Annotated in this window: 17 protein-coding genes; 6 read left to right on the top strand and 11 right to left on the bottom strand. The window is 68.9% G+C overall.

Going from position 1 to position 23827, the window contains the following annotated elements:
* From E3O46_RS01415 to E3O46_RS01385, 7 genes are all read right to left on the bottom strand, one after another.
* Positions 1-1306, bottom strand: a 1306-nt coding sequence (locus E3O46_RS01415) for a DUF222 domain-containing protein (RefSeq protein ID WP_134560961.1), incomplete at its 3' end; no start/stop codon positions are given.
* A 338-nt stretch (positions 1307-1644) separates the two neighbouring features.
* Positions 1645-2796 (bottom strand): VIT1/CCC1 transporter family protein, encoded by a 1152-nt coding sequence (locus E3O46_RS01410; RefSeq protein WP_134560960.1) that lies wholly within the window; start codon positions 2794-2796, stop codon positions 1645-1647.
* Between the two features lie 5 nt (positions 2797-2801).
* Positions 2802-3110 (bottom strand): hypothetical protein, encoded by a 309-nt coding sequence (locus E3O46_RS01405; protein WP_134560959.1) that lies wholly within the window; start codon positions 3108-3110, stop codon positions 2802-2804.
* Complete coding sequence (gatB, locus tag E3O46_RS01400) at positions 3110-4615, bottom strand: Asp-tRNA(Asn)/Glu-tRNA(Gln) amidotransferase subunit GatB (RefSeq protein WP_134447666.1); 1506 nt, start codon at positions 4613-4615, stop codon at positions 3110-3112. Before gatB ends, E3O46_RS01405 begins: the two co-directional genes overlap by 1 nt.
* Positions 4615-6162: an Asp-tRNA(Asn)/Glu-tRNA(Gln) amidotransferase subunit GatA gene (gene gatA / locus E3O46_RS01395; protein ID WP_134447664.1), complete on the bottom strand. Its 1548-nt coding sequence runs from the start codon at positions 6160-6162 to the stop codon at positions 4615-4617. The genes gatB and gatA overlap by 1 nt, the downstream gene beginning before the upstream one ends.
* A gap of 2 nt (positions 6163-6164) precedes the next feature.
* On the bottom strand, positions 6165-6461 hold the full coding sequence (gene gatC, locus E3O46_RS01390) for an Asp-tRNA(Asn)/Glu-tRNA(Gln) amidotransferase subunit GatC (protein ID WP_134447662.1): 297 nt from the start codon (positions 6459-6461) through the stop codon (positions 6165-6167).
* Positions 6462-6496: 35 nt separating this feature from the next.
* Positions 6497-7744: an alpha/beta hydrolase gene (locus tag E3O46_RS01385; protein WP_166787315.1), complete on the bottom strand. Its 1248-nt coding sequence runs from the start codon at positions 7742-7744 to the stop codon at positions 6497-6499.
* A 256-nt stretch (positions 7745-8000) separates the two neighbouring features.
* On the opposite strand from E3O46_RS01385, the gene E3O46_RS01380 reads away from it, so the two are divergent.
* Together E3O46_RS01380 and E3O46_RS01375 are read left to right on the top strand one after the other, a co-directional pair.
* Entirely contained in the window at positions 8001-8537 is a 537-nt protein-coding gene (locus tag E3O46_RS01380; RefSeq protein ID WP_134560742.1) for a PadR family transcriptional regulator, read from the top strand.
* The gene (locus tag E3O46_RS01375) at positions 8534-9298 is read left to right on the top strand and encodes an alpha/beta fold hydrolase (RefSeq protein ID WP_134560958.1); all 765 of its coding nucleotides are present in this window, start codon (positions 8534-8536) and stop codon (positions 9296-9298) included. The genes E3O46_RS01380 and E3O46_RS01375 overlap by 4 nt, the downstream gene beginning before the upstream one ends.
* A gap of 21 nt (positions 9299-9319) precedes the next feature.
* Here the strand turns inward: E3O46_RS01375 and ligA are convergent, their stop codons facing one another.
* From ligA to E3O46_RS01360, 3 genes are all read right to left on the bottom strand, one after another.
* Positions 9320-11674: an NAD-dependent DNA ligase LigA gene (gene ligA, locus E3O46_RS01370; protein ID WP_420897713.1), complete on the bottom strand. Its 2355-nt coding sequence runs from the start codon at positions 11672-11674 to the stop codon at positions 9320-9322.
* Positions 11634-12842: a tRNA 2-thiouridine(34) synthase MnmA gene (gene mnmA, locus E3O46_RS01365; RefSeq protein ID WP_194088515.1), complete on the bottom strand. Its 1209-nt coding sequence runs from the start codon at positions 12840-12842 to the stop codon at positions 11634-11636. The genes ligA and mnmA overlap by 41 nt, the downstream gene beginning before the upstream one ends.
* Positions 12843-12906: 64 nt before the next feature.
* Positions 12907-14142 carry a cysteine desulfurase family protein gene (locus tag E3O46_RS01360; protein ID WP_134560957.1) on the bottom strand — a complete coding sequence of 412 codons (1236 nt, stop codon included), beginning with the start codon at positions 14140-14142 and terminating at the stop codon, positions 12907-12909.
* 84 nt (positions 14143-14226) lie between these two features.
* Here E3O46_RS01360 and glgX point away from each other — a divergent pair, with 84 nt between their 5' ends.
* Together glgX and ybaK are read left to right on the top strand one after the other, a co-directional pair.
* On the top strand, positions 14227-16269 hold the full coding sequence (gene glgX, locus E3O46_RS01355) for a glycogen debranching protein GlgX (RefSeq protein ID WP_134447650.1): 2043 nt from the start codon (positions 14227-14229) through the stop codon (positions 16267-16269).
* A 29-nt stretch (positions 16270-16298) separates the two neighbouring features.
* Positions 16299-16787: a Cys-tRNA(Pro) deacylase gene (gene ybaK / locus E3O46_RS01350; protein ID WP_370294844.1), complete on the top strand. Its 489-nt coding sequence runs from the start codon at positions 16299-16301 to the stop codon at positions 16785-16787.
* Here the strand turns inward: ybaK and glgP are convergent.
* A complete protein-coding gene (glgP, locus tag E3O46_RS01345) occupies positions 16784-19372 on the bottom strand; it encodes an alpha-glucan family phosphorylase (RefSeq protein ID WP_134447646.1) in 2589 nt (862 codons plus the stop codon). The genes ybaK and glgP overlap by 4 nt on opposite strands.
* 80 nt (positions 19373-19452) lie before the next feature.
* Between glgP and E3O46_RS01340 the strand changes: the two genes are divergently transcribed.
* On the top strand, positions 19453-21558 hold the full coding sequence (locus E3O46_RS01340; RefSeq protein ID WP_420897712.1) for an alpha-1,4-glucan--maltose-1-phosphate maltosyltransferase: 2106 nt from the start codon (positions 19453-19455) through the stop codon (positions 21556-21558).
* A complete protein-coding gene (gene glgB, locus E3O46_RS01335) occupies positions 21555-23792 on the top strand; it encodes a 1,4-alpha-glucan branching protein GlgB (protein ID WP_134447644.1) in 2238 nt (745 codons plus the stop codon). Before E3O46_RS01340 ends, glgB begins: the two co-directional genes overlap by 4 nt.
* Positions 23793-23827 lie beyond the last annotated feature (35 nt).

The raw sequence follows: 23827 nt of genomic DNA, 5'->3' as shown, positions 1-23827 counted from the left end.
AGAGGACCCCTTGGAAGCCGCCGTCACAGATGCGCTGGTGCACCGTTTTGAGCGACACGGGGGCCTCGACGCCGTCGATCCAGCCGACCCCGACCCCGGACGCGAGGTCGGCGGCGTTCACGTGCACCATCACCGTCGGGGCGGATCCGCCCATGCTGGGCGTGTCCTCGTCGCGGGCTGCGTGCTCGAACAGGGCCCGGAGGATGTCGGCGCGTTTCTCCCCGCCGGTGCGGGTGTCCGCCCGGCGCTCCCGGAGCTCCGCCTCGATCACGTCCAGATCCGGGCCCGTGTCGGCGTCGGTACCCGCGGTCTCGGCGCCGGGGATCATCTGCCCCGAATCCATCAGCGCCTGTTCCTCGGCGGTGGGGAACGCCGGGCGGGCGTGGAAGCTGAGGAAGGCGTCGAAGAGGGTGTTCATCACGCCGAACAGTTCCGGCGTCACCCCGCCCTTGACGGGGTACAAGCCGTTCTTCAACTGGCCGAAGCCGATGTTGGATTTCGCCTCGAAAAGGTCCTCCTGGGGCAGTATCCCGTCGGGGTCCAGGGCCGCCTGCCACTGCGCGACCATGCCCCGGATCAGGTCCGTGGTCACCGGCACACCGGCCCCGGCCAAATCCTCGGTCTCCGGGGTGATCAGCCCCGCCGCAGAGGCGACCAGGGCCCGCTCCGCCGTCAACAGGTCATCCGGGGCCACCCGGTGACTGATCACCTGCAAACCCGCCACGATCAACTCCGCCGTCTCCACCCCGATCTCCCCCGCTGCCAGGGCGGCCCCGACCGTCGGGAACAAGGGCGGCAACCAGCTGCTCCCGCCGCACGGCCGCGGCAACACCGCGTCGCCGAGCTTCGTGCGCCGCTTGACCTCCCGGGCCGACACCCGTGTCACCCGGGTGAGGACATCCCACGGGCCCGTGCAGCCCATCTTCCACGCCAGACCCTCCCGGCCGAGCACCCGGGCCCTCCGGTCCACATCCGTCGCCGTGCTCACCCGGGCCGCATCCACCGTCCGCCCGATCGCCTCCACGGTGCTCAGCGCCGTCACAGCTTCTGTGTCACTGAGCAGCCCCACCGGGATCGCCGCCAGGGCATCGGCGAGAACCGCCTGCGCCTCCACGAGCCTTGCGACAGCATCCGCATGCACCGACGGCACCGACGGCACCGACCTGGCCAGCCCTTCAGCGCCCTCGAAACCCTCGGCAACCTCGACCGAATGGGCCGACTCGGCGCCTGCGGTGGGCTGATCACCCGCAGCCCCGGAACCGGGTGTCTGCGGGGTGTGTGACTGGGGATCGGAAGCTCCTGCCATACCCCGATTCTACGCCGAATCGAACACAAAGAAGAGACTTACTCACATAATTGTGGGCTTCTCATTCCGAGTTTCATACCTGAAGACGGTTGATTCTCCTGCCCGTGGTTCCGAATTCAGGAGATCCTCCCGGGCGGGCAACTCCGGTCCGCGGACCAGTGCCGCCGATCCCACCCGACACCAAGAATCTCCTGAATTCGACACCGGGTGCAGACCCGAGGCAGCAGACGCCAACACCGCCGACGAGCGGTGAGACTCCGTTCATCCTGGATGGACTGTGTAACGTCCGTCGCGGCTCGTAGCCCCGACACCCCGCCCGTAGATCGCTCCCGAAGGCGCTACCCGAGCGAGGTGCCGAAGAGCAGGCCGAGCACGTAGGTGACCCCGGCTGCCGCGAAGCCGATCAGCAGCTGGCGGAGCGCACGCCGGAGCGGCGGCCCGCCGGAAAGCAGGCCGACAATCGCGCCCGTCGCAAGGAGGGCGAGCCCGACGAGCACGGACGCGACCACGATCGCCGCAAGCCCCTCGAGGCCGAACAGGTAGGGCAGCACAGGGAGGATGGCGCCGGAGGCAAAGAAGCAGAAGCTCGAGGACGCGGCACCCCAGCCGGTTCCGATCGCCTCGTGCTCGTCCGTCGCGGGGTCGAGAGCCCCGTGCGCGATGTCGGCGCCCTGGACCGGGGCGGCAACCGAAACCGGTCCGGTCGCCATGGTCAGCGTGCGCAGCACCTCGTGCGCCTGCGCCTCGGCCTCGTCCGCCGCCATGCCTTGCGCCCGGTAGACGAGGGTGAGCTCGTTGGCGGCGAGGTCGAGGTGCGAGAGCACCGTGCGCGCGGTCGCCTGGGGGGTGGATGCCTCGAGCAACTCCCGCTGCGACCGCACCGAGACGTACTCACCCGCACCCATCGACAGGGCGCCGGCGAGCAGACCGGCGATGCCCGTGAACAGGATGGTCGCGGCGGGAACGCCGGTCGCGCCGATACCGAGCACGAGGGCGAGGTTGGAGACGAGGCCGTCGTTGATGCCGAACACGGCTGCGCGGAACGACCCGGCGAGGCGCTGGCGTCCGCGGGCGGCCAGCCCCCGCACGACCTCCTCGTGGATGCGTTCGTCGGCCGCCATCGTCTTCGTCGCGTCGACGTCGGAATCGTATGGCGAGCGCGCTTCCGCCCGCTGGGCGAGCGCGAGCACGAAGACGGAACCGAATCGTCTTGCGAGAAACCCGAGGAACCGGGTGCGCACCGCTCCACGTTTCGGCGGGCCGGCCTGGTCACCGAGCAGGTCCCGCCAGTGCGCCTCGTGCCGGGCTTCCGCCTCGGCGAGGGCGAGCAGGATCTCCTTCTCCTCACCGGTCCGGCGGGAGGCGAGGTCGCGGTAGACCGCGGCCTCCGCGCGTTCATCGGCGAGGTACTGGCGCCAGCGTCGAATGTCAGCGGGGGTCGCCGTGGACTCAACGCTCGGGGAATCGGGACGTTCCTGGGCTGCGCTCATCGCGATCACGCTTCCGGGGCCGGTTCGAGGGAGGTCTGGGCAACCCGGGCCGATTCGTGCGGGCCCGAGCCGTCGAGCCCGTAGAACGGTTCGTCGAACTGCACGGTCCAGATCGCCTCCCGACCGGAGACAGGGACGTAGAGGGCTGCGCCGTCGGTGTCCCCCGCCCCGACGATGACGCCGATGGGGTCTTCGACCATCGACTCCGGGTAGCGGCTCCGGTCGAGCCGCACCAGAACCTGCATCCCGACGCCGAAAACGGCTCGACTCGCGGGCCCGTCCGGTGCGGGCTCGCGTCGCTTCCAGAGAGCCATTACTCGGCCGTTCCTGCCCTTTCGAGGACAAGTTCCCGTACCCGTGCGGCATCCGCTTGTCCGCGCATGGCCTTCATGACGGCACCGATCACGGCACCGGCCGCCTGGACCTTGCCATCGCGGATCTTCGCGAGCACGTCGGGCTGGGAAGCGAGAGCGAGGTCGATGGCCTCGATGAGCGGGCCGTCGTCGGAAACGACGGCAAGACCGCGGATCTCCACGACCTCGAGCGGGGTGCCTTCGCCGGCGATGACGCCCTCGAGCACCTGGCGGGCCAGGCGGTCGGTCAGCGTTCCCGCGGTGACCAGTTCGATCAAAGCGGCGAGCTGCACCGGCTCGACGAGGGAGTCAGCGGAGACGCCGGCGACGTTCGCGAGCCTGGCGACCTCGCCGGTCCACCACTTGCGGGAGGACTGGGCGGATGCGCCGGCTGCGACGGTGGCCTCGACAGCGTCGAGCAGGTCGGAGTTGACGACGTCCTGGAACTCGAGGTTGGCGAAGCCCCAGTCGGCCTGGAGGCGCTTGCGGCGTGCCGCGGGCGGCTCCGGCAGGGTCGCGCGGAGTTCTTCGACCCAGGCGCGGGAGGGCGCGACGGGGACGAGGTCGGGCTCCGGGAAGTAGCGGTAGTCGTCGGCGTCGGACTTGGGCCGGCCCGCGGACGTGATGCCGGTGTCCTCATGCCAGTGCCGGGTCTCCTGCGTGATCGTTCCGCCGGCGGCGAGGAGTGCGGCCTGGCGCTGGATCTCGTAACGGACGGCACGTTCGACGCTGCGGAGCGAGTTGACGTTCTTGGTCTCCGTGCGGGTGCCGAGCTTTCCGGAGCCGCGCGGGCGCAGGGACACGTTCGCGTCGCAGCGCACGTTGCCCTCTTCCATCCGCGCGTTGGACACGCCGAGCGCCTTGACGATCTCGCGGATCGCCGCAACGTAGGTGCGCCCGATCTCGGGAGAGTCGGCCTCGCCGCCCTCGATCATCTGCGTGACGATCTCGACGAGGGGCACGCCGCCGCGGTTGTAGTCGACGAGCGAGTAGTCGGCGCCCTGGATCCGGCCGGTCGCGCCGCCGACGTGGGTGAGCTTGCCCGCGTCGTCTTCCATGTGGGCGCGTTCGATGTCGATCGTGACCTGGCGGCCGCTCTCGAGTTCGATCGTGAGCTGCCCGTTGAACGCGATCGGCTCGTCGTACTGGGAGGTCTGGAAGTTCTTCGCGGTGTCGGGGTAGAAGTAGTTCTTGCGGGCGAAGCGCGAGTATTCCGCGATCTCGCAGCCGAGGGCGAGCCCGAGGCGGATGCTCGACTCGATCGCCTTCGCGTTCACCTGCGGGAGCCCGCCGGGGAGTCCGAGGCAGGTCGGGCAGGTGTTCGTGTTCGCACCCTGGCCGAATTCGTTGGCGCAGCCGCAGAACATCTTGGTCTTGGTGTTGAGTTCGACGTGCACCTCGAAGCCGAGCACCGGCTCGAACAGTTCGAGGGCCTTGTCGTAATCCATCAGTTCAGCCTTCTTCATCAGACGGCTCCCCCTTCGCTCGCGAACATTTGTGTGGGTGCCAGTTTCGGCGCAAGGCTGAGCAGGGTGTGTCCCCAGTGCGCTTCGAGCAGCTGCTCGACGGCGGCACCGAAGGTGTACAGACGGGCGTCCTGCTTGGCGGGCGCCATGACCTGCAGCCCGACGGGCAGGCCGTCCTCCGGCGCGAGGCCCATCGGCAGGCTCATTCCCGGGATGCCGGCGAGGTTCGCCGGGATCGTGGTGACGTCGTTGAGGTACATCGCCATCGGGTCGTCCATCTTCTCGCCGAACTTGAACGCCGTGGTCGGCGCGCTCGGGGACAACAACACGTCGACCTTCTCGAATGCGGCGTCGAAGTCGCGCTGGATCAGGGTGCGCACCTTCTGGGCGCTGCCGTAGTACGCGTCGTAGTAGCCGGCGCTCAGAGCGTAGGTGCCGAGGATGATCCGGCGCTTGACCTCGGGTCCGAAACCGGCGTCGCGCGTCGCGGCCATGACCCGTTCGCTCGTGAGCGGTCCCTCTGCCGGGTCCACGCGGATGCCGAAACGCACCGAGTCGAAGCGGGCGAGGTTGCTCGAGGCCTCGGCGGGGAGGATCAGGTAATACGCGGCGACGGCATATTCGAAGCTCGGTGCACTGACCTCTTCGATCTCGGCGCCGGCTGCGACGAGCATCGCGAGGGTTTCGTTGAAGCGCTGCAGGACTCCGGGCTGGAACCCGGGGCCGGACAGCTCCTTGACGACACCGATCCGGACGCCGGTGAGGGCACCGTCAACCCGGCCCGCGATCGCGGCGGCGGCCATCGAAGGCCAGCGGTCGGTCAGCGAGGTGGAGTCGAGCGGGTCGTGGCCGCTGAGAACGTCGTGCAGAAGCGCGGCGTCGTAGACGGTGCGGCTGACCGGTCCGACCTGGTCGAGCGAGGAGGCCAGGGCGATCGCACCGTAGCGGGAGACTCCGCCGTATGTCGGCTTGACTCCGACGGATCCGGTGACGGCTGCGGGCTGGCGGATCGATCCGCCGGTGTCGCTGCCGAGGGCGAGGGGCGCTTCGAACGCGCTCACCGCTGCGGCGGATCCTCCGCCGGAGCCGCCGGGAATCCGGTCGAGGTCCCAGGGGTTGTGGGTCGGGCCGTACGCGGAGAACTCGGTGGACGAGCCCATCGCGAATTCGTCCATGTTGGTCTTGCCGAGCGGGATCAGCCCGGCTTCGCGGACGAGCCGCACGACCGTGGCGTCGTAGGGCGGGATCCAGCCCTCGAGGATCTTCGAGCCGGCGGTCGAGGGCATGTCGCGCGTCGCGAGCACGTCCTTGATGGCGATGGGCACGCCCGCGAGCGGACCGAGCACGGCACCGGCGGCGCGCTGGGCGTCCACGACGGCGGCCGCGGCGAGGGCGTTCGCCCCGGCCACGTGCAGGAACGCGTGTACGTCGGTGTCGACGGCCGCGATGTGGTCAAGGTGGGCCTGCGTCGCCTCGACGGAGCTGACGGCGCCGCTCGTGAGGAGGATGGACAGGTCGGCGGCGGAGAGGCGGGTGAGATCGGTCATGGTTACTCCTCGTCCAGGATCGCGGGCACGCGAAATTTGTCGCCGTCGCGGTCGGTCGATCCGGAAAGTGCTTCTTCGACGGACAGGGACGGCACGACGACGTCGGCGCGGAAAACGTTGGTCAACGGCATCGGGTGGCTCGTCGCGGGAACTTCGGGCGTTGCGACTTCGGCGACCTTCGCCACCGAGTCCACGATCTGGCCGAGTTCGGCGGTGAGGCGGGTGATCTCCTCCGGGCTGAGGTCGATCCGGGCGAGGTTTGCCAAGTGCGCAACCTGCTCGGCCGTGATTTCAGACATGTTGCTCCGATTGTGGTTGAGGTGAATACCCAATTCTATTCGGAGCCGTTGGTGACCAAATCCGCGTTGTCCGTTCCGATCAGCGCCATGTTGTGCAGCGACTCGCTCCCTGGCTCGAAATACGCGTTGTGGCCGAGCGAGGCCGTGAGGCTGGCCCCGGTGATCCGGTCGGTCGAACCGCGGACCCCGAGCGGATGCGCCCCGTACGATTCGGCCCCCGGGTCACTCCCGAAGAAGGCACTGTTGACGGCCGGATCCCAGTCGGCCTTGCCGACCCAGACGTTCTCGCCCGTCACATGCAGGCTGGCCGCGGACTGGATCTGGCTGCCCGGCGATCCGACGAGCACGAGGGCGTCGACATCGAAGGAGCCGCGGGCGAGGGCGGTGAGCGCGACGGTCGAGCCGTAGGAGTGTGCGTAGACGGAGATGAAGGGCTGGTGCCCCCCGCGGTCCGAGCGGATGCCGAGGGAGGACTTCTCGAGGAAGTCGGCTCCGACGATGGCCTTGTCGAGGCCGCCGACGCTGAACAGGTCGGGGACCTCGTAGCCGATCCAGGCGACCGTCGCGATGCTGGCATTCGCCTGGCCCGCGCCCTGGCCTGCGCGTTCGGCGAGCACCTTCTCCTGTTCCATGTACAGGTCGTTCGCCGTGTCCGTCCAGTGCACGATCTCGGCCTCGACGGTGTAGTTCATTCCGGGAACGAGGAAGCCGACGTAGTCGGCGGTGTCGGGATTGCCGAGCGCGATGGCCGCGCGACCGCCGCCCGTGCTGTCGAGCAGGATCAGGGAGCGGCGCGGCCCCGCGTCGGCTTGCCTGAGTGCGGTGCGCACCTGGTCGAGGACGGCGAGCTCGTGGGTGGCGCTCGTGCGGTCGTCGTCGCTCAGCGTGCCCGCGAGGCGCTGCTGGGTCTCGGTGATGCTCTCGTTCAGGTATCGGGCGTTCGCCCGGCCACGCTCCCGGAACGGGATGCCCTCGAGGTTGCCGACGAGGCGGGGTGCCGCGGCGATGAGGGAGGAGCGTTCGGTGCCGCCGAGGGACGTCCACCAGCCGGTGACCTCTGTCGCGGCCGGCGGAACCGCGAGGAGGGAGTCGAGCTGTTCGGGGAAGTCCAGCACGAAGCTCGAGATGTCTGCGACCGAGAGCCGGGCAAGCCCGGCGAGGAGGCTCGACCCGCGCAGGAAGCGGAGGGAGTTGACGTCTCCGTCGATCGACACGACCGGTTCGAGGCCGAGGGGCTGCAGTCCCAGGTCGGTGTCGCTCGACACGACCGCGTATTCGTGCACCTGAAAGGCCTCGCTGGCCCCATTGAATACCAGCGAGGATGCAAGAAGAATTGCCGCGCCTAACAGCAAACCTGGGTACGTCCCCTCACGAACACCGAGCGGTGGATCGGCACGGTATCAAGTGCACACCCTGCACTTTTAGAGTATCGAAGAATGCGCCCGTTGGGGATGAACTTTGTCCCCGGTCCGGGTGCAAATATTCGGGCAGTGAAACCGGGTATTGCGCGCGGGCATATATGCGTGGTCTTATATAGGCATGTCACTGACCATTGCTCTGCTCGGGATGCTCGAGCTCTCGCCCCTCTCCGGGTACGACCTCAATAAGAGGATCGAGGCATCCGTCATTCATTTCTGGTCTGCGGACCAGTCCCAGATCTACCGCACGCTCAGCCGCCTGGTCGCTGACGGACTCGCCGAGGTCACGGTCATCGCCCAGGACGGCAAACCAGATCGGCGCGAACACCGGATCACCCCGGCGGGTCACGCGGCCCTCGACGCCGCGCTCAGGGCGCCGCTGGAACCTGAGACCCCGCACGAGTCCTTCCTGATGCGCATCTTCTTCGCCGGAGCGCTCGGAATCGACGGCGTCCGCGAACTCCTCCGAGCGCGGAGGGAGGAAGCGAGCCGGCTGCTCGCGCGCCTGACCACCATCGAGGCCCGGGATCCCGGGCGACCGGAAACCATCGGCCAGGCCCTGCGCCGGGCCACGCTCCGCAACGGAATCGTCCACGCCGAGGCGGAACTCGCCTGGCTGGACGAAACCGAATCCGTCCTGGTCACGGCTTCACGGTGACCGGGTATCCGCTCGAGCACGGCGTAGACGCCCCTGGCTCGGAGACGATCGTGTTACTGCACGGCGGCACCGTCGCCTCCTGGTCCTGGCAGCCGCAGGTCGAGGGAATGACGGACCGGCACATCCTCACACCGGACCTGCCGGGCTTCGGCTCCCGGTCGGGGGAAGAGTGGCATTCGCTGGATCGCACCGCTGACGACGTTGCCGAGATCATCCGCTCCCAGGCCAGGGGCGGGAGCGCCCACGTGATCGGGCTTTCGCTCGGCGGCCTCGTCGCCGTGCACTTGATGGCCCGGCACCCGGAGCTGATCCAGTCCTGTCTGATCTCGGGCGCACCCGTGACCGGCATCCATGGAGCTGCCCGGTTCCTCAACACCCTCCAGCTGCGACTGTGGGACCGGGCCTGGTACTGGAAGGCGCAGGCGAAGGCGTTCGGATTGCCTGCCGACGCCGTCGACCTGTTCGTCGGCCACGGCCTGGGCATCCGGGCAGACAACGCGGCACGCGTGTTCGCGGACGTCAACCGGGGCGGCTGCCCGGATTCGCTCGGCGATTACCGGGGTCCGCTCCTCGCCGTCGCTGGAGAGAAGGAGTCCCGCCTGGTGCGGCGCAGCTTTCCCGAACTGCGCATCAGGCTCCCGCAGACACTCACCTGGATCGCTCCCGGCATGCACCACGTCTGGAGCATCGAGAACGTCGGACTCTTCAACCGGATGGTCCTCGGCTGGGTCGATCACCGCACGGCTCCCGAACCGGACTGACCGGTGACCGATCCGGCCCCGTCAGTCGGTCGGTGCGGTGACCGTACCGTCTGTCACGTCGGCGCCGGTCACGTCGGCGACGGCGCCATCAGCCACGTCGAGCGCGGCGGGGCCTCCGGTGACGAGGAGCCGGAATTGCGCTGCGTCGAGGATACGCAGCCCGAGGGCCTCCGCCTTGGTGAGCTTGGAACCTGCGCCCGGTCCGGCGGCCACGAAGTCGGTGTTCTTCGACACGCTCGACGCGCTCTTTCCGCCAGCGGAGATGATCGCCTCCTGGGCTTCTTCCCTGGTGTAGCCCTCGATCGACCCCGTCGCGACGACGGTGAGCCCGGCGAGCACTCCCCCGGCGGCCGCGGCAGCGCCCGGTCCCGGGTGGTCCGGCGTCCGGAACTGCACGCCGGCGGCGGTCCACTGGTCCACGATGTCGCGGTGCCAGTCCACCTCGAACCAGTCGATGATGGCGTCTGCGATGATGCCGCCGACGCCGTCGACCTCGGCGAGCTCGTCGCGCGTCGCCGCTCGGATCCCGTCGAGGCTGCCGAAATGGCCTGCGAGGGCGCGCGCGGCGACCGGACCGACGTGACGGATGTTGAGCGACACCAGCAGGCGCCAGAGCGGTTTCGTCTTGGCGAGTTCGATCTCGGCGAGCAGCTTGATCGCACTCGAGGACGGCTGCGGACCGGTGAGGCCCGCCCGCTTCTCGGCAGCCGTCGGGTTCCGCCGGAACGGGGTGCGCAGCCGGTTCGTGCCGTCCGCCTCCTCGCGGGGCAGCCCGGTCTCGGCATCGCGCACGACCACCTCGATCGGGGTCAGGTCGTCGAGGGTGAGGTCGAAGAGGCCGGCTTCCGTGCGCAGCGGCGGCTCGATCGGCACGGTCGGCTGGGTGAGGGCGGCCGCGGCCACCTCGCCGAGCACCTCGATGTCGAGCGCGCCGCGGGAACCGATGTGCTCGACCCGCCCGCGCACCTGGGCCGGGCAGCTGCGCGCGTTCGGGCAGCGCAGGTCGATGTCGCCCTCCTTGGCCGGCGCGAGCGGGGTGCCGCACTCCGGACAGTTCGCCGGCATCACGAACGCGCGTTCGCTGCCGTCGCGCAGTTCGACGACCGGGCCGAGAATCTCGGGGATCACGTCGCCGGCCTTCCGCAGCACGACGGTATCGCCGATCAGCACGCCCTTGGCCTTGACGACGTCCTGGTTGTGCAGGGTGGCCTGCCGCACCTCGGAGCCCGCGACCCGCACCTTCTGCATCACGGCGAAGGGGGTGGCACGGCCGGTGCGGCCGACGCTCACGACGATGTCGAGCAGCTTGGTGTTCACCTGTTCCGGCGGGTACTTGTATGCGATCGCCCAGCGTGGCGCCCGGCTCGTTGCGCCCAGTTCGGCGTGCAGGGCGAGTTCGTCGACCTTGATCACGATGCCGTCGATCTCGTGGGACACACTCGCCCGGTGCTCTCCGTAGTACGCGATGAAGGCGGATGCCCCGCTCGCGTCCGGTTCGACGCGGAAGTAGCTGCTCGTCGGCAGCCCCCAGTCGGCCAGGAGTCCGTAGACCGCGGACTGGGCGTCGGCCTCCGGATCGGCCCAGGCCCCGATACCGTGCACGAGCATCCGCAGCCGGCCGAGCCTCGCGCGCATCAGGCGCAGGGCCTCCGGGCTCTTGCCCTCCGCCTTCTGGCGCAGCGAGCCGGCCGCGGCGTTGCGCGGGTTGGCGAAGGGGCGTTCCCCGGCGGCGACCTGCTGGGCATTGAGGTCCGCGAAGGCGACGACGGGGAAGAAGACCTCGCCGCGTACCTCCATCAGCGGCGGATGCCCGGTGCCTGACAGTCGCTCGGGGATGCCGGGCACCCAGTGGATGTTCTCGGTGACGTCCTCGCCGACGACGCCGTCGCCGCGGGTCGCCGCGGCGACGAGCACGCCGTCCTCGTAGCGGAGGTTGATCGCGAGGCCGTCGATCTTGAGTTCGCACAGGTAGTGGACGGGGCGGCCGGCGTCCCGCTCGACCTTGGCGGCCCACGCCTCGAATTCCTCGACCGAGAAGACGTTGTCGAGGCTCAGCATCCGCTCGGCGTGCTGCACGGGCGCGAACAGGCTCGTCTCGGCGCGGCCTCCGACGGTCTGGGTGGGGCTGTCCTGGCTCGCGAGCTCGGGAAACTCACCCTCGAGAACCGCGAGCCGGCGGACGAGCGCGTCATAGTCGGCGTCGGAGATGACGACCTCGTTGCGCTCGTAGTATGCGTCCCTGGCGTCGATGATGCTCGCGGTGAGGTCGGCGACCTCGGCGGCGGCCCGCTGGAGCTCCGGCGGCGTGGAGTCGTCGGGCGCGGCGCTCGCGGCGTCAGGCACGGGCGGCGGGAACGGCGACCGGGGCTGGTTCAACGGCAGCCGATGGCACGGGTACGGCGCTCACGGTGCGGTCGATCGTGCACTGGCCGAGCACCCGGGTGCCGACGTAGAGCACCGCGGTCTGGCCGGGGGCGACGCCCGTCAGGGGCTCGCGCGGCGTGATCACGAGTTCGATTGCTCCTGCGTCGGTTGCTCCTGCGCCGGCCGAGTCTGCGCCAGCCGGAACCGGGACGCTCACGACCTGCGCGACGGCGGGCACCGGGTCGGCGTGCGCGCGGATCTGCACGTCGCAGTCGAAGGCGATCCCGGGGTGCTCCGGCGCCAGGCCGGTCCAGGTGAACTTCGAGCCGGCGATGAGGCCGATCGCGAGCGCCTCCTTCGGGCCGACGACGACAGTGTTCGTGATCGGGCGCACCTCGAGCACGAATCGCGGCTTGCCGTCTGCGGCCGGCGTGCCGATCTGGAGGCCCTTGCGCTGGCCGACGGTGAACGCGGCGGCACCCTCGTGCCTGCCGAGGGTGTTGCCCTCGCGGTCGAGGATGTCGCCTGCGGATGCAGGGACGCGCTCGGCGAGCCAGCCGCGGGTGTCGCCGTCAGGAATGAAGCAGATGTCGTAGGAGTCCGGCTTGGTCGCGACCGAGAAGCCGCGCTCGGCGGCCTCCGCACGCACCTCGGCCTTGGACGGCGTCTCGCCGAGCGGGAACATCGAGTGCTCGAGCTGCTCGGCGGTCAGCACGCCGAGCACGTAGGACTGGTCTTTCGCCCAGGCGCTCGCGCGGTGCAGTTCGCGGTTCCCCGCGGCATCCGTCTGGATGCTCGCATAGTGGCCGGTGCAGACGGCGTCGAAGCCGAGGTCGATCGCCTTGTCGAGCAGGGCGGCGAACTTGATGCGCTCGTTGCAGCGCATGCAGGGGTTCGGGGTGCGGCCGGCGGCGTATTCGGCGATGAAGTCGTCGACGACGTCGAGCTTGAACCGCTCGGAGAAGTCCCAGACGTAGTACGGGATGCCGATGATGTTCGCGGCCCGCTGGGCGTCCATCGAGTCCTCGATGGTGCAACAGCCGCGGCTGCCGGTGCGCAGGGTTCCGGGCATGCGGCTCAGGGCGAGGTGCACGCCGACGACCTCGTGCCCCGCCTCCACCGCGCGCGCCGCCGCCACCGCGGAGTCGACCCCGCCACTCATTGCTGCCAAAACCTTCACCGGGCAAGTGTAATCGGACGGCCCGGTTTGGCCAATGCGGCTCGGGCACGTCGAGCCCGGGAGGTCAGCGGGTGGGCACGCGGTCGTTCATGCCGGCGCGGCTGGCCTGGGCGTGCGCTGCCGGCAGCGCGGCGAGGAAGGCGTCGACGTCGGCCCCTGTCGAATCGCGGCCGAGGGTGATCCGCAGGGCGCTGCGGGCCTCCGCCTCGCTGCGGCCCATGGCACGCAGCACGTGCGAGGGCTCCGGGATGCCGGCCTGGCACGCCGATCCGGTCGATACGGAGATTCCGGCGGCGTCGAGCAGGAAGAGCAGCGACTCCCCCTCGCAGCCGGGGAAGGTGAAGTGGGCGTTGCCGGGCAGGCGCTGCTCATCCGGCCCGTCGGGTGCCGCACCGTTGAGCACCGCGGTGGGCACGACGGCGAGCACCCCCGCGATCAGCCGGTCGCGGAGCGCCCTCAGGTGCACGTTGCGGGCGGGCACGTCGCCGAGGGCGGATGCCGCGGCCGCGAACGCGACCGCCGCTGCGACGTCCTGGGTACCGCTCCGCACCTGGCGTTGCTGGCCGCCGCCGTGGATCAACGGGACGATACTGGCCCGGCGCGACAGCACGAGTGCTCCGATGCCGACCGGCCCGCCGATCTTGTGGGCGGAGAGGCTGAGGGCGACGATGCCGCCCGCGGAACCTCCGGCGCCGCCGGAGGCACCGGTGCGGCCCGCGCCGCTGAGCGCGCGGAAGTCGATCGGCACCTGGCCGTACGCGGACACGGCGTCGATATGCACCGGGATCCCGTGGACGGCGGCGATCTCGCCGATCTCGGCGACGGGCTGCAGGGTACCGACTTCGTTGTTCGCGGCAAGCAGGCTGAGCAGCGCGACATCCTCTGCGCCGGTCCCGAGGGCATCCGCCACCCGGGCCGGGTCGACCCGGCCTGCCCTGTCGAGCGGAAGCCACCCGGGTTCTGCCCCGTCGTGGTTTTCGAGCCACTCGACGGTGTCCATGGTCGCGTGGTGCTCGCCGCCGGGGACGAGGATGCGCCTGCGCGGGGCGCGCGCCCAGAACAGGCCCTTGAGGGCGAGGTTGATCGCCTCGGTGCCTCCCCCGGTGAACACGACCTCGATCGGATCGCAGCCCACACTCCGTGCCACGGTCTCGCGGGCTTCCTCGAGCATCCGCTTGGCATTCTGGCCCTGGCTGTGGATGGAGGCCGGGTTTCCGACGACGCTCATGGCGTCGACGTATGCCTCGATGGCCGCTGGCAGCATCGGCGTCGTCGCGGCGTGGTCGAGATAAATCGACAAAATACCCTCTTCCGCTCGGTTTTCGGCTGGCTGAGCGTGCGCCGGTGGTCACGGCCAGTCTCCGTACTCATTACTCTAGAACGCATGACTCACGCCGATCCCCTGCACAACCTCGGCGTGCGGCTTTCAGCCGGGGTCGGCGAACTCCGTGTCTGGTCGCAGAACGCCGAGGCCATGGACCTCTGCATCTTCGACGCCACGGACCCGAACTGGATCGTCAAGACCGTGCCGATGACCCGCGACGCGGACAATGTCTGGTCCGGTCGCAGTCGCACCCTGTCCGCGGGCCGCCACTACGGCATCCGCGTCTCGGGGCCTGCCGCATCCACGAATTCGTTCCACCCCGAGAAGACCATGGTCGAGCCCTATTCTCGAGGCCTCGTCAGGGTCGGCCCTGAGCAGTGGCAGTCCTCCGTCGTCGACGACGCCTTCGACTGGGCCGGTTCGGTGAAGCCGAAGATCGCGCTCGACCACACCGTCGTCTATGAGGCGCACGTGCGGGGCATCAGCAAGCTCAACCCGGCCATTCCCGCCGACCTCCGCGGCACCTACGCAGGCCTGGCGCACGAATCGACGATCACCTATCTCAAGGAACTCGGCGTCACCTCGGTCGAGCTCCTCCCCGTGCAGGCGTTCGTTTCCGAACAGCGCCTGCTCAAGCAGGGTCTCACCAACTACTGGGGTTACAACACCTTCAACTTCTTCACCCCGCACGCCGACTATGCGACCATGGCGTCCCAGTCGGCAGGTCCGGAAGCCGTGCTGCGCGAGTTCAAGGGAATGGTCAAGCTCCTGCACGAGGCCGGCCTCGAGGTAATCCTCGACGTCGTCTACAACCACACCGCCGAGGAGGGTCCCGGCGGCCCCGCGAGCAGCCTCCGCGGCATCGACAACGCTACCTACTACCGCCAGAACGATGCGGGCGGCTACATCGACGTGACCGGCTGCGGCAACACCCTCAACGTCTCCAACGAGGTGCCGCGCCGGCTCGTGCTCGACTCTCTCAAGTACTGGGCGAACGACGTGCAGATCGACGGCTTCCGTTTCGACCTCGCCGCGACGCTGAGCCGCGGGGACAACGTGGAGTTCCAGCGCGACCATCCCCTGATCAAATCCATCCAGTCCGATCCGGAACTCGCCGGCGTCAAGCTCGTCGCCGAGCCGTGGGACGTGGGCATGGGCGGCTGGCAGACCGGCAATTTCCCGGACGGCTGGACGGAGTGGAACGACCGTTACCGTGACCGGATGCGCTCGTTCTGGCTCACCGACATCGCGGCGGCCAGGGACGGCCACTCCGGGAGCGGCATCGGCCGCTTCGCGACCCGGCTGGCCGGCTCCGCGAACACCTTCTCCCTCGAACGCGGCCCGCTCGCGTCGCTGAACTTCATCACGGCGCACGACGGCTTCACAATGGCCGACCTGACCGCGTACAACGTCAAGCACAACGTCGGAAACGGCGAGTCCAACCGCGACGGCACCGACAGCAACAACTCCTTCAACCACGGGGCCGAGGGACCCACGCGCGACCGCGGCATCCTCGCGACCCGGCGCAAGGCGATGCGCAACCTCCTCGGCACGCTTCTGCTCTCCGCGGGCGTCCCGATGCTGACGGCCGGCGACGAATTCGGTCGCAGCCAGCGCGGCAACAACAACGCGTATTGCCACGACAGCGAGCTGACCTGGCTGAACTGGGACCTCGACGACTGGCAGATCGACCTGCACCGTGTCACGAAGAAGCTGCTCCAGCTGCGTCGTGACAACCCGGCCCTCCGCCCGGTGTGGTTCGGCCGCTCCGGCGAAACCACCCTGAGCGCGAGCGAGATGGACTGGTACAACATCGAGGGCAAGTCGATGTCGGAGGACAACTGGCACTCCCCGAAGGAGCGCACCCTGCAATACCTCGCGGCGTCGACGCCCGAGTTCGAGGAGTTCAACCGGATCCTCCTCATCGTGCAGGGCCGCGAGCGCGACGTGACGGTGACGCTGCCAGAGCACGCCGGCGTCTCCTCGTATTCGCTGCTCTGGGATTCGAGTCACGACGACCTGAGCGACGCGGTCATCGAGCACATCCCCGGCACCCGGCTGCTCGTGCCGGGTGCGTCGATGCAGTTGTTCCGGGCGAGCTAGTCCGGCTCGGTCGCAGAGGAGTCGCAGTGGTGAAGAAGCACGACGGCGCCGGTGGGACGCCCGCGACCGTCGCGCTCACGCACGCGGGCATCCGGTTCACGCCGCACGCCTACGACCACGACCCGTCGGCGACGGGGTACGGCCTCGAGGCCGCTGCAAAACTCGGGCTCGACCCGGCCAGGGTGTTCAAGACCCTGCTGGCGGATGCCGATGGCACGCTCGTCGTCGCCGTCGTGCCGGTCGCCGGCCAGCTCGACCTCAAAGCCCTGGCGCACGCGGCCGGGACCAAGAAGGCCGTGATGGCCGACCCGAAACTCGCCGAGCGGAAGACCGGCTATGTGCTCGGCGGCATCAGCCCGGTCGGGCAGAAGACCCGCCTGGTGACCGTCGTCGACGAGACCGCCCTGCTGTACGACACCGTGTTCGTGTCCGGCGGCCGCCGCGGGTTCGACATCGAGCTGGCGCCGGCGGACCTCCTCGCCGCCACCGACGCCCTCACCGCCCCTATCGCGCGCTAGCCGGCTACGGCGATCAGGCCCATCTCTGCCGAGCTCACCAGCAGGTCGTTCTTCGGGACGACGCGCACCGTGTACCCGAACGCGCCGCCGCGGTCGAGCGCGACCGTCCCAGTGAAGAGGGTCGCACCGCCCTGCTCTGGCGAGTCGGAACCGTCCGCGGCATCTGGGTCGACGACCGCCTCGAGCGCGAGGGTGTGCACGCCGCTCAGCTCGTCGTTGGCCAGGCTCTTCCCGTAGACGACCTCGACGGTGACATCCGCGGGGTCGAGCCCGTTGAGCTGCACATGGGCACGCAGGTGCAGTTCGTCGCCGACCTTGGGAACGGCGGCGACCCCGCCGGACTCGACGTGGGCGACGGAGACGCCCGGCCACTTGGCGACGATGCGCCCCTTCCACACGGCGAGTTCGCGCGCAGCACGGTAGTTGTTCGCGGACAGGCGTGCCTCGGCGGCCCCGGCCGGGCGGTAGAGCTTCTGCACGTACTGGCGCACCATCCGGCCGGCGTTGAGTTCCGGGGAGAGGGTGGCGAGGGTGTGCCGGATCGAGGCGACCCAGCGTTCGGGAACACCGTCGCCGTTGCGGTCGTAGAAGCGGGGAGCGACATGGTGTTCGATGAGCTCGTAGAGCGCGTCGGCTTCGATGCGGTCCCGCTCGGCGGAGTCGCCTGCGGCATCAGCCGACGGGATCGCCCAGCCGTTCTTTCCGTCGTAGTACTCAGGCCACCAGCCGTCGAGGATCGAGAGGTTCAGCGCTCCGTTGAGTGCCGCCTTCATTCCCGAGGTGCCACAGGCCTCCAGGGGACGCAGCGGATTGTTGAGCCAGACATCCGTGCCGGGGTACATCAGCTGCGCCATGCCGATGTTGTAGTCGGGCAGGAACGCGATGCGGGTGCGCAGCTCCGGGTCGGCCGCGAACTGCACGACCTTCTGGATGAGGCGCTTGCCCTCTTCGTCCGCGGGGTGCGACTTGCCGGCGATCACGATCTGGATCGGGTGCTCCGGGTGCAGCAGCAGGGCACGGAGCCGCTCGGGGTCGTGCAGCATCAGGGTCAGCCGCTTGTACGTCGGGACGCGGCGGGCGAACCCGATCGTGAGCACCGTCGGATCGAAGACCTGGCCGATCCATGCCGGCACGATCCCGCCCGGGTTCTGCACGAGCCAGGCCGCGGCGATGCGCCGGCGGGCGTCCTCGACGAACTGCAGGCGCATCGTGCCGCGCACGGCCCAGAGGTCGTCGTCGGTGATCGCGGGCGAGGCCCAGTCGGCCTCAGAGGTATCGCTCGTGCCGAGGCGGTCCTCGGCGAGGTGAAGCAGCGAGGGGTCCGTCCAGGTCGGGGCGTGCACGCCGTTGGTGATCGAATCGATCGGCACGTCCTCGGCGTCGAAGCCCGGCCAGAGTCCCTTGAACATCCGTCGGCTGACCTCGCCGTGCAGCTTGGAGACGCCGTTGGCGCGCTGGCCGAGCCGCAGGCCCATCAGCGCCATGTTGAAGACGTCGGGAGACCCGCCCGGATAGTTCTCCGCGCCGAGGGCGAGGAGCTCGTCGACGCCGACACCGGGGAGGAGGTCGGTCTCGAAGTACCGCTGCACGAGGCTGCGCTCGAACCGGTCGATTCCCGCGGCGACGGGTGTGTGGGTCGTGAACACCGTTCCCGCCCGCGCGACCTGCAGGGCCTCGGCGAAGCTCAGTCCGTCACCGATCAGGCTCGAGATGCGTTCGAGGCCGAGGAACCCGGCATGGCCCTCGTTGGTGTGGAATACCTCGGGTTCCGGCCGGTTGTTGAGGGCGCTCCAGACCTTCACGGCGCGGGCGCCGCCGATGCCGAGGAGCAATTCCTGCAGCAGCCGGTGCTCGCCGCCGCCGCCGTAGAGCCGGTCCGTGACGAGGCGCAGGTCGTCCGCGTTCTCGGGAATGTCCGTATCGAGCATGAGCAGGCGGATGCGGCCGACGTTCGCCTGCCAGACGCGGGCGTGCAGGGTGCGGTTGTCGGGGAGGGCGAGCGAGACCTGCACGGCGGAGCCGTCGGCACGGCGCAGCACGGACAGGGGCAGTCCGTCGGGATCGAGCAGGGGGTAGCTCTCGATCTGCCAGCCGTCCGGGGAGATCGCCTGGCTGAAGTAGCCTGCCCGGTAGAACAGGCCGACGCCGATGAGAGGGACGCCCAGGTCCGAGGCGCTCTTCAGGTGGTCACCCGCGAGGATCCCGAGGCCGCCGGAGTACTGCGGGAGCGCGGCGGCGATGCCGAACTCCGGGGAGAAGTAGGCGATCGACGCGGGCTTGTCACCCTCGAGGCCCTGGTACCAGCGCGGTTCCTGCAGATAGGAGCGCAGCCCGTCCCTGATCGAGTTGACCCAGGAGACGTATTCGTGGTCTGCGGCGAGCGCCACGAGCCGGGCCGGATCGACGGCGCCGAGCAAGGCAACGGGATCAGTACCGATCTCGCGCCACAACTCTGGTGAGATGTGTTCGAAGAGTTGGCGGGTCGGCTCGTGCCAGGACCAGCGCAGGTTACCGGCAAGCTCATCGAGGGCTGCTAGAGCCTCGGGCACGACGGTGCGGACTGTAAATTTACGGATCGCCTTCACGCGTCCCAGCCTAGAGGCGCTGGCAGGTCTCTGTCCCGTTCCTCCCCCGGAAACCGCACAATTCGCGCTACGGTCATCTTGTGGCAAAGACAGCTAAACGTGCAAATGTTGTTCCCGAATCCGTGGCAGGCGCCGACGCCGGCACGGACCTGGCTCCCCCTGCGGGTCAAGGCAAGCGAGGCAAGGAGGAGCCGACGCGCATCTCACGCATTCCGATCCTCGACCTCGCACCCCAGCTGGCCGACAATCTGTGGCCGGCGAAGGCCTTCGTCGGCGAGGCCGTCCCCTTCGGGGCCACGGCATTCCGTGAGGGTCACGACCTGATCGGGGTCACCCTGCTCCTGACGGATCCCGAGGGGAACCGGTCCGAGCATCCGATGCACCCGGGGGCCCCGGGCACCGACAGGTGGACAGCCCTCGTCACACTTGGAAGGCAGGGCATCTGGCAGTACCGGGTGCGCGCTTGGGCCGATGGGTGGGCCACGTGGCGCCACACCGCCGAGATCAAGGTCCCCGCCGGGATCGACATCGAGCTGACGTTCCTCGAGGGTTCCGTGCTCCTCGCTGCGGCCGGAACGGACAAGCGCCGTCCGGCCGCCGAGCGTCGCGTTTTCGCGCACGCCGCAGCGGACCTCACCAACCCGGGCATCTCGGTCGACGATCGCCTCGCCCTGCTGGACACCCCCTCGCTCAACGCTTTCATCACCGCACGCCCACTCGCAGGACTGTCGTCGACATCGGCACAGCGCGCCGTGCGCGTGGAGCGCACCCGGGCCGGCGTCGGCTCCTGGTACGAGTTCTTCCCCCGCTCAGAGGGCGCCGTGCAGCGCGCGGACCACTCCTGGCAGAGTGGAACGTTCCGCACCGCAGAGGACCGCCTCCCCGGCGTCGCCGCGATGGGCTTCGATGTGCTCTACCTCCCACCGATCCACCCGATCGGCCGTTCGTACCGCAAGGGCCCGAACAACACCCTCAACGCCGGACCGAACGACCCCGGCTCGCCCTGGGCGATCGGATCGGAGGACGGCGGCCACGACGCCATCCACCCGGACCTCGGCACCGTCGACGACTTCCGGCACTTCCTCGCCGCAGCAGCGGAGAACGACCTCGAGGTCGCCCTCGACCTCGCACTGCAGGCCTCGCCGGACCACCCCTGGGTGACCGAGCACCCTGAGTGGTTCACCACCCTCCCGGACGGCAGCATCGCCTACGCCGAGAACCCGCCGAAGAAGTACCAGGACATCTACCCGATCAATTTCGACAACGATCCAGCCGGCATCCGTGCCGAGGTGCTGCGGATCGTGCGCTACTGGATGGGCCTCGGCGTGCGGATCTTCCGCGTCGACAACCCGCACACCAAGCCCCTCGATTTCTGGGAGTGGCTGATCAACCGGGTCACCGAAGAGAACCCCGACGTGATCTTCCTCGCCGAGGCGTTCACGCGCCCTGCGCTCATGCAGGCGCTCGGCAAGGTCGGATTCCAGCAGTCGTACAGCTATTTCACCTGGCGCAACACGAAGACCGAGCTCGAGGAGTTCTTCCACGGCCTCGCGACGACGACGGCGGACTTCTACCGCCCGAACCTCTTCGTGAACACCCCGGACATCCTCTCCGAGTTCCTCCAGGTCGGCGGACACGCCGCCTTCAAGATCCGGGCGGCCCTCGCCGCGACAGCCGCCCCGACCTGGGGCATGTACGCCGGTTTCGAGCTCTTCGAGAGCGTGCCGCGTCCCGGCGCCGAGGAGAACATCGACAACGAGAAGTACGAGTACCGCCCGCGCGATTTTGCGGCGGCGGAAGCGGCAGGCGAGTCCCTCGCGCCGTACGTCTCGTTGCTCAATGCCATCCGCCGCGCCCATCCCGCACTCGGCCAGCTGCGGAACCTCGACCTGCACACGAGTGACGACGGCGCGGTGCTCGTGTACAGCAAGTACCTCGATGCGGCACACACCGGCACAGGGACAAGTGACGCGATCATCGTCGTCGTGAATGTCGACCCGCATTCGGTGCGCGAGACCATGGTGCGCCTCGACGTGACCCGTTTCGGGCTCGAGCCCGGCACGGTCTTCGAGGTCGAGGAACTGATCACCGGTGCCATCTGGACCTGGACAGCAGACAACTTCGTGCGACTGGATGCCGCTGCCGAACCGGTACACATCCTGCACGTCAGAGGAGCAGCACGATGACGCCAAAGACCCCACGCCCCGCCACCGTACCGGTGGTTCCCCCGGGCATCCTGCAGGCGATCGCCGAAGCCCGCTACTACAACCCCCACGAGATCCTCGGGCAGCACCTGATCGGCGGGACGACGATCGCGGACCCGCTCACCGTCATCCGTGCGCTGCGCCCGCTCGCGAGCGAGGTCTTCGCGATCCTCGAGTCCGGCGCCCACATCGAGCTCGTGCACATCGGCTACGGAGTCTGGCAGGGCGTGAGCACCGTCGGCCTCCAGGCATACGAGCTCGAGGCCCGGTATCCGGACGCCCCCACCTGGATCGTCGACGACCCGTACCGCTTCCTGCCGACTCTCGGCGAACTCGACCTGCACCTCATCGGCGAGGGCAGGCACGAGCGACTCTGGGACGTACTCGGAGCCCACTATCATTCCGGCACAACCGTCGCTCCTCTCCCGACCGACGAAACGGCCGGTCTGGTCGCAGGCACGTCCTTCTCGGTGTGGGCTCCGCACGCGCAGGCCGTGCGAGTGATCGGTGATTTCAATTCCTGGAGCGGCATCCTGCATGCCATGCGCAACATGGGCAGCACGGGCGTCTGGGAGCTCTTCGTCCCCGGCCTGCACCCAGGGTCGAACTACAAGTTCGAACTTCTCGCCCAGTCCGGCGAGTGGGTGCGCAAGGCCGACCCGATGGCCAGGTACACCGAGGTGCCCCCGATGACCGCGTCGGTCATCGGCGAGACGCACTACGAGTGGGCGGATGCGGAATGGCTCGCCGAGCGGGCCAGGACCCAGGCCCACAAACGGCCGATGAGTATCTACGAGATGCACGTCGGGTCGTGGCGGCCCGGGCTCGGCTACCGGGACCTCGCCGACCAGCTGATCGACTACCTGCACGAGCTCGCCTATACGCATGTCGAGTTCATGCCGCTCGCCGAGCATCCGTTCGGCGGGTCGTGGGGCTACCAGGTCACCGGCTACTACGCCCCGACCAGCAGGTTCGGCCACCCGGACGACCTGCGCTACCTGATCGACCGGCTGCACCAGTCGGGCATCGGCGTGATCATGGACTGGGTGCCCGGGCACTTCCCCAAGGATGACTTCGCCCTCGCCCGTTTCGACGGCCAGGCGCTCTACGAGCACGCGGATCCCCGCCGCGGTGAGCAGATGGACTGGGGAACCTACGTCTTCGACTTCGGCCAGACCCAGGTCCGGAACTTCCTCGTCGCGAACGCGCTCTACTGGCTCGAGGAGTTCCACATCGACGGTCTCCGCGTGGACGCGGTCGCGTCGATGCTGTACCTCGACTACTCCCGCGAGGACGGCCAGTGGGAGCCGAACATCTACGGCGGAAACGAGAACCTCGAGGCGATCAGCCTCCTGCAGGAGGTCACCGCGACGGCGTACAAGCGCAACCCCGGCACGGTCATGATCGCCGAGGAATCCACCAACTGGGGCGGCGTCACGGCTCCGACCAGTCGCGGCGGACTGGGTTTCGGCTTCAAATGGAACATGGGCTGGATGCACGACTCGCTCGAGTACACGAGCATCGACCCGATGTACCGCTCGTACCACCACAACGAGATCACCTTCTCCTTCGTCTACGCGTTCAGCGAGAACTTCCTCCTGCCGATCAGCCACGACGAGGTCGTGCACGGCAAGGGCTCCCTCGTCGCCCGGATGCCGGGAGACGACTGGCAGAAGCTCGCGAACGTGCGGGTGTACCTGTCCTTCATGTGGGCTCACCCGGGCAAGCAGCTCTTGTTCATGGGCCAGGAATTCGGCCAGCTCCAGGAATGGAGCGAATCGCGTGGCCTCGACTGGTGGCTGCTCGACCAGTCCCCCCATCGCGGACTGTTCACCCTCGTCGGCGAGCTGAACCGGGTCTACCGGGGCAACGCGGCGCTCTGGGAACGCGACACCGACCCTGCCGGGTTCGAGTTGCTCGACGGAGGGGCCGCCGCGCAGAACGTCGTCTCGTTCCTCCGCTGGGACGACTCGGGCACGCCGATCGCGTGTGTGTTCAACTTCGCCGGCCAGCCGCATACCGGATACCGGGTGGGGCTGCCGTTCGCGGGCGTGTGGGACGAGATCCTGAACACGGACGCGCAGAATTTCGGTGGTTCCGGGATGGGGAACCTCGGCCAGGTCACGGCGACAGAGGAACCGTGGACAGGGCGACCGGCATCCGCCCTCGTCACGCTGCCGGCCCTCGCCGGCGTCTGGCTGCGCCTGCGCCGTTAGACGCCGCTGCTTGCTGAACTTCGCGAGAGTACGAA

It is taken from the genome of Cryobacterium glucosi (assembly GCF_004402235.1).
Lineage (GTDB): Bacteria > Actinomycetota > Actinomycetes > Actinomycetales > Microbacteriaceae > Cryobacterium > Cryobacterium glucosi.
The sequence above is the reverse complement of the archived record's forward strand: the minus strand, read 5'-3'. Positions and strand labels throughout refer to the sequence as shown.

Coding starts and splice junctions, on each gene's coding strand:
- E3O46_RS01410 (WP_134560960.1), bottom strand. CDS start 2,796: ATGAGCGCAGCCCAGGAACGTCCCGATTCCCCGAGCGTTGAGTCCACG.
- E3O46_RS01405 (WP_134560959.1), bottom strand. CDS start 3,110: ATGGCTCTCTGGAAGCGACGCGAGCCCGCACCGGACGGGCCCGCGAGT.
- gatB (WP_134447666.1), bottom strand. CDS start 4,615: ATGAAGAAGGCTGAACTGATGGATTACGACAAGGCCCTCGAACTGTTC.
- gatA (WP_134447664.1), bottom strand. CDS start 6,162: ATGACCGATCTCACCCGCCTCTCCGCCGCCGACCTGTCCATCCTCCTC.
- gatC (WP_134447662.1), bottom strand. CDS start 6,461: ATGTCTGAAATCACGGCCGAGCAGGTTGCGCACTTGGCAAACCTCGCC.
- E3O46_RS01380 (WP_134560742.1), top strand. CDS start 8,001: ATGTCACTGACCATTGCTCTGCTCGGGATGCTCGAGCTCTCGCCCCTC.
- glgX (WP_134447650.1), top strand. CDS start 14,227: ATGACTCACGCCGATCCCCTGCACAACCTCGGCGTGCGGCTTTCAGCC.
- glgB (WP_134447644.1), top strand. CDS start 21,555: ATGACGCCAAAGACCCCACGCCCCGCCACCGTACCGGTGGTTCCCCCG.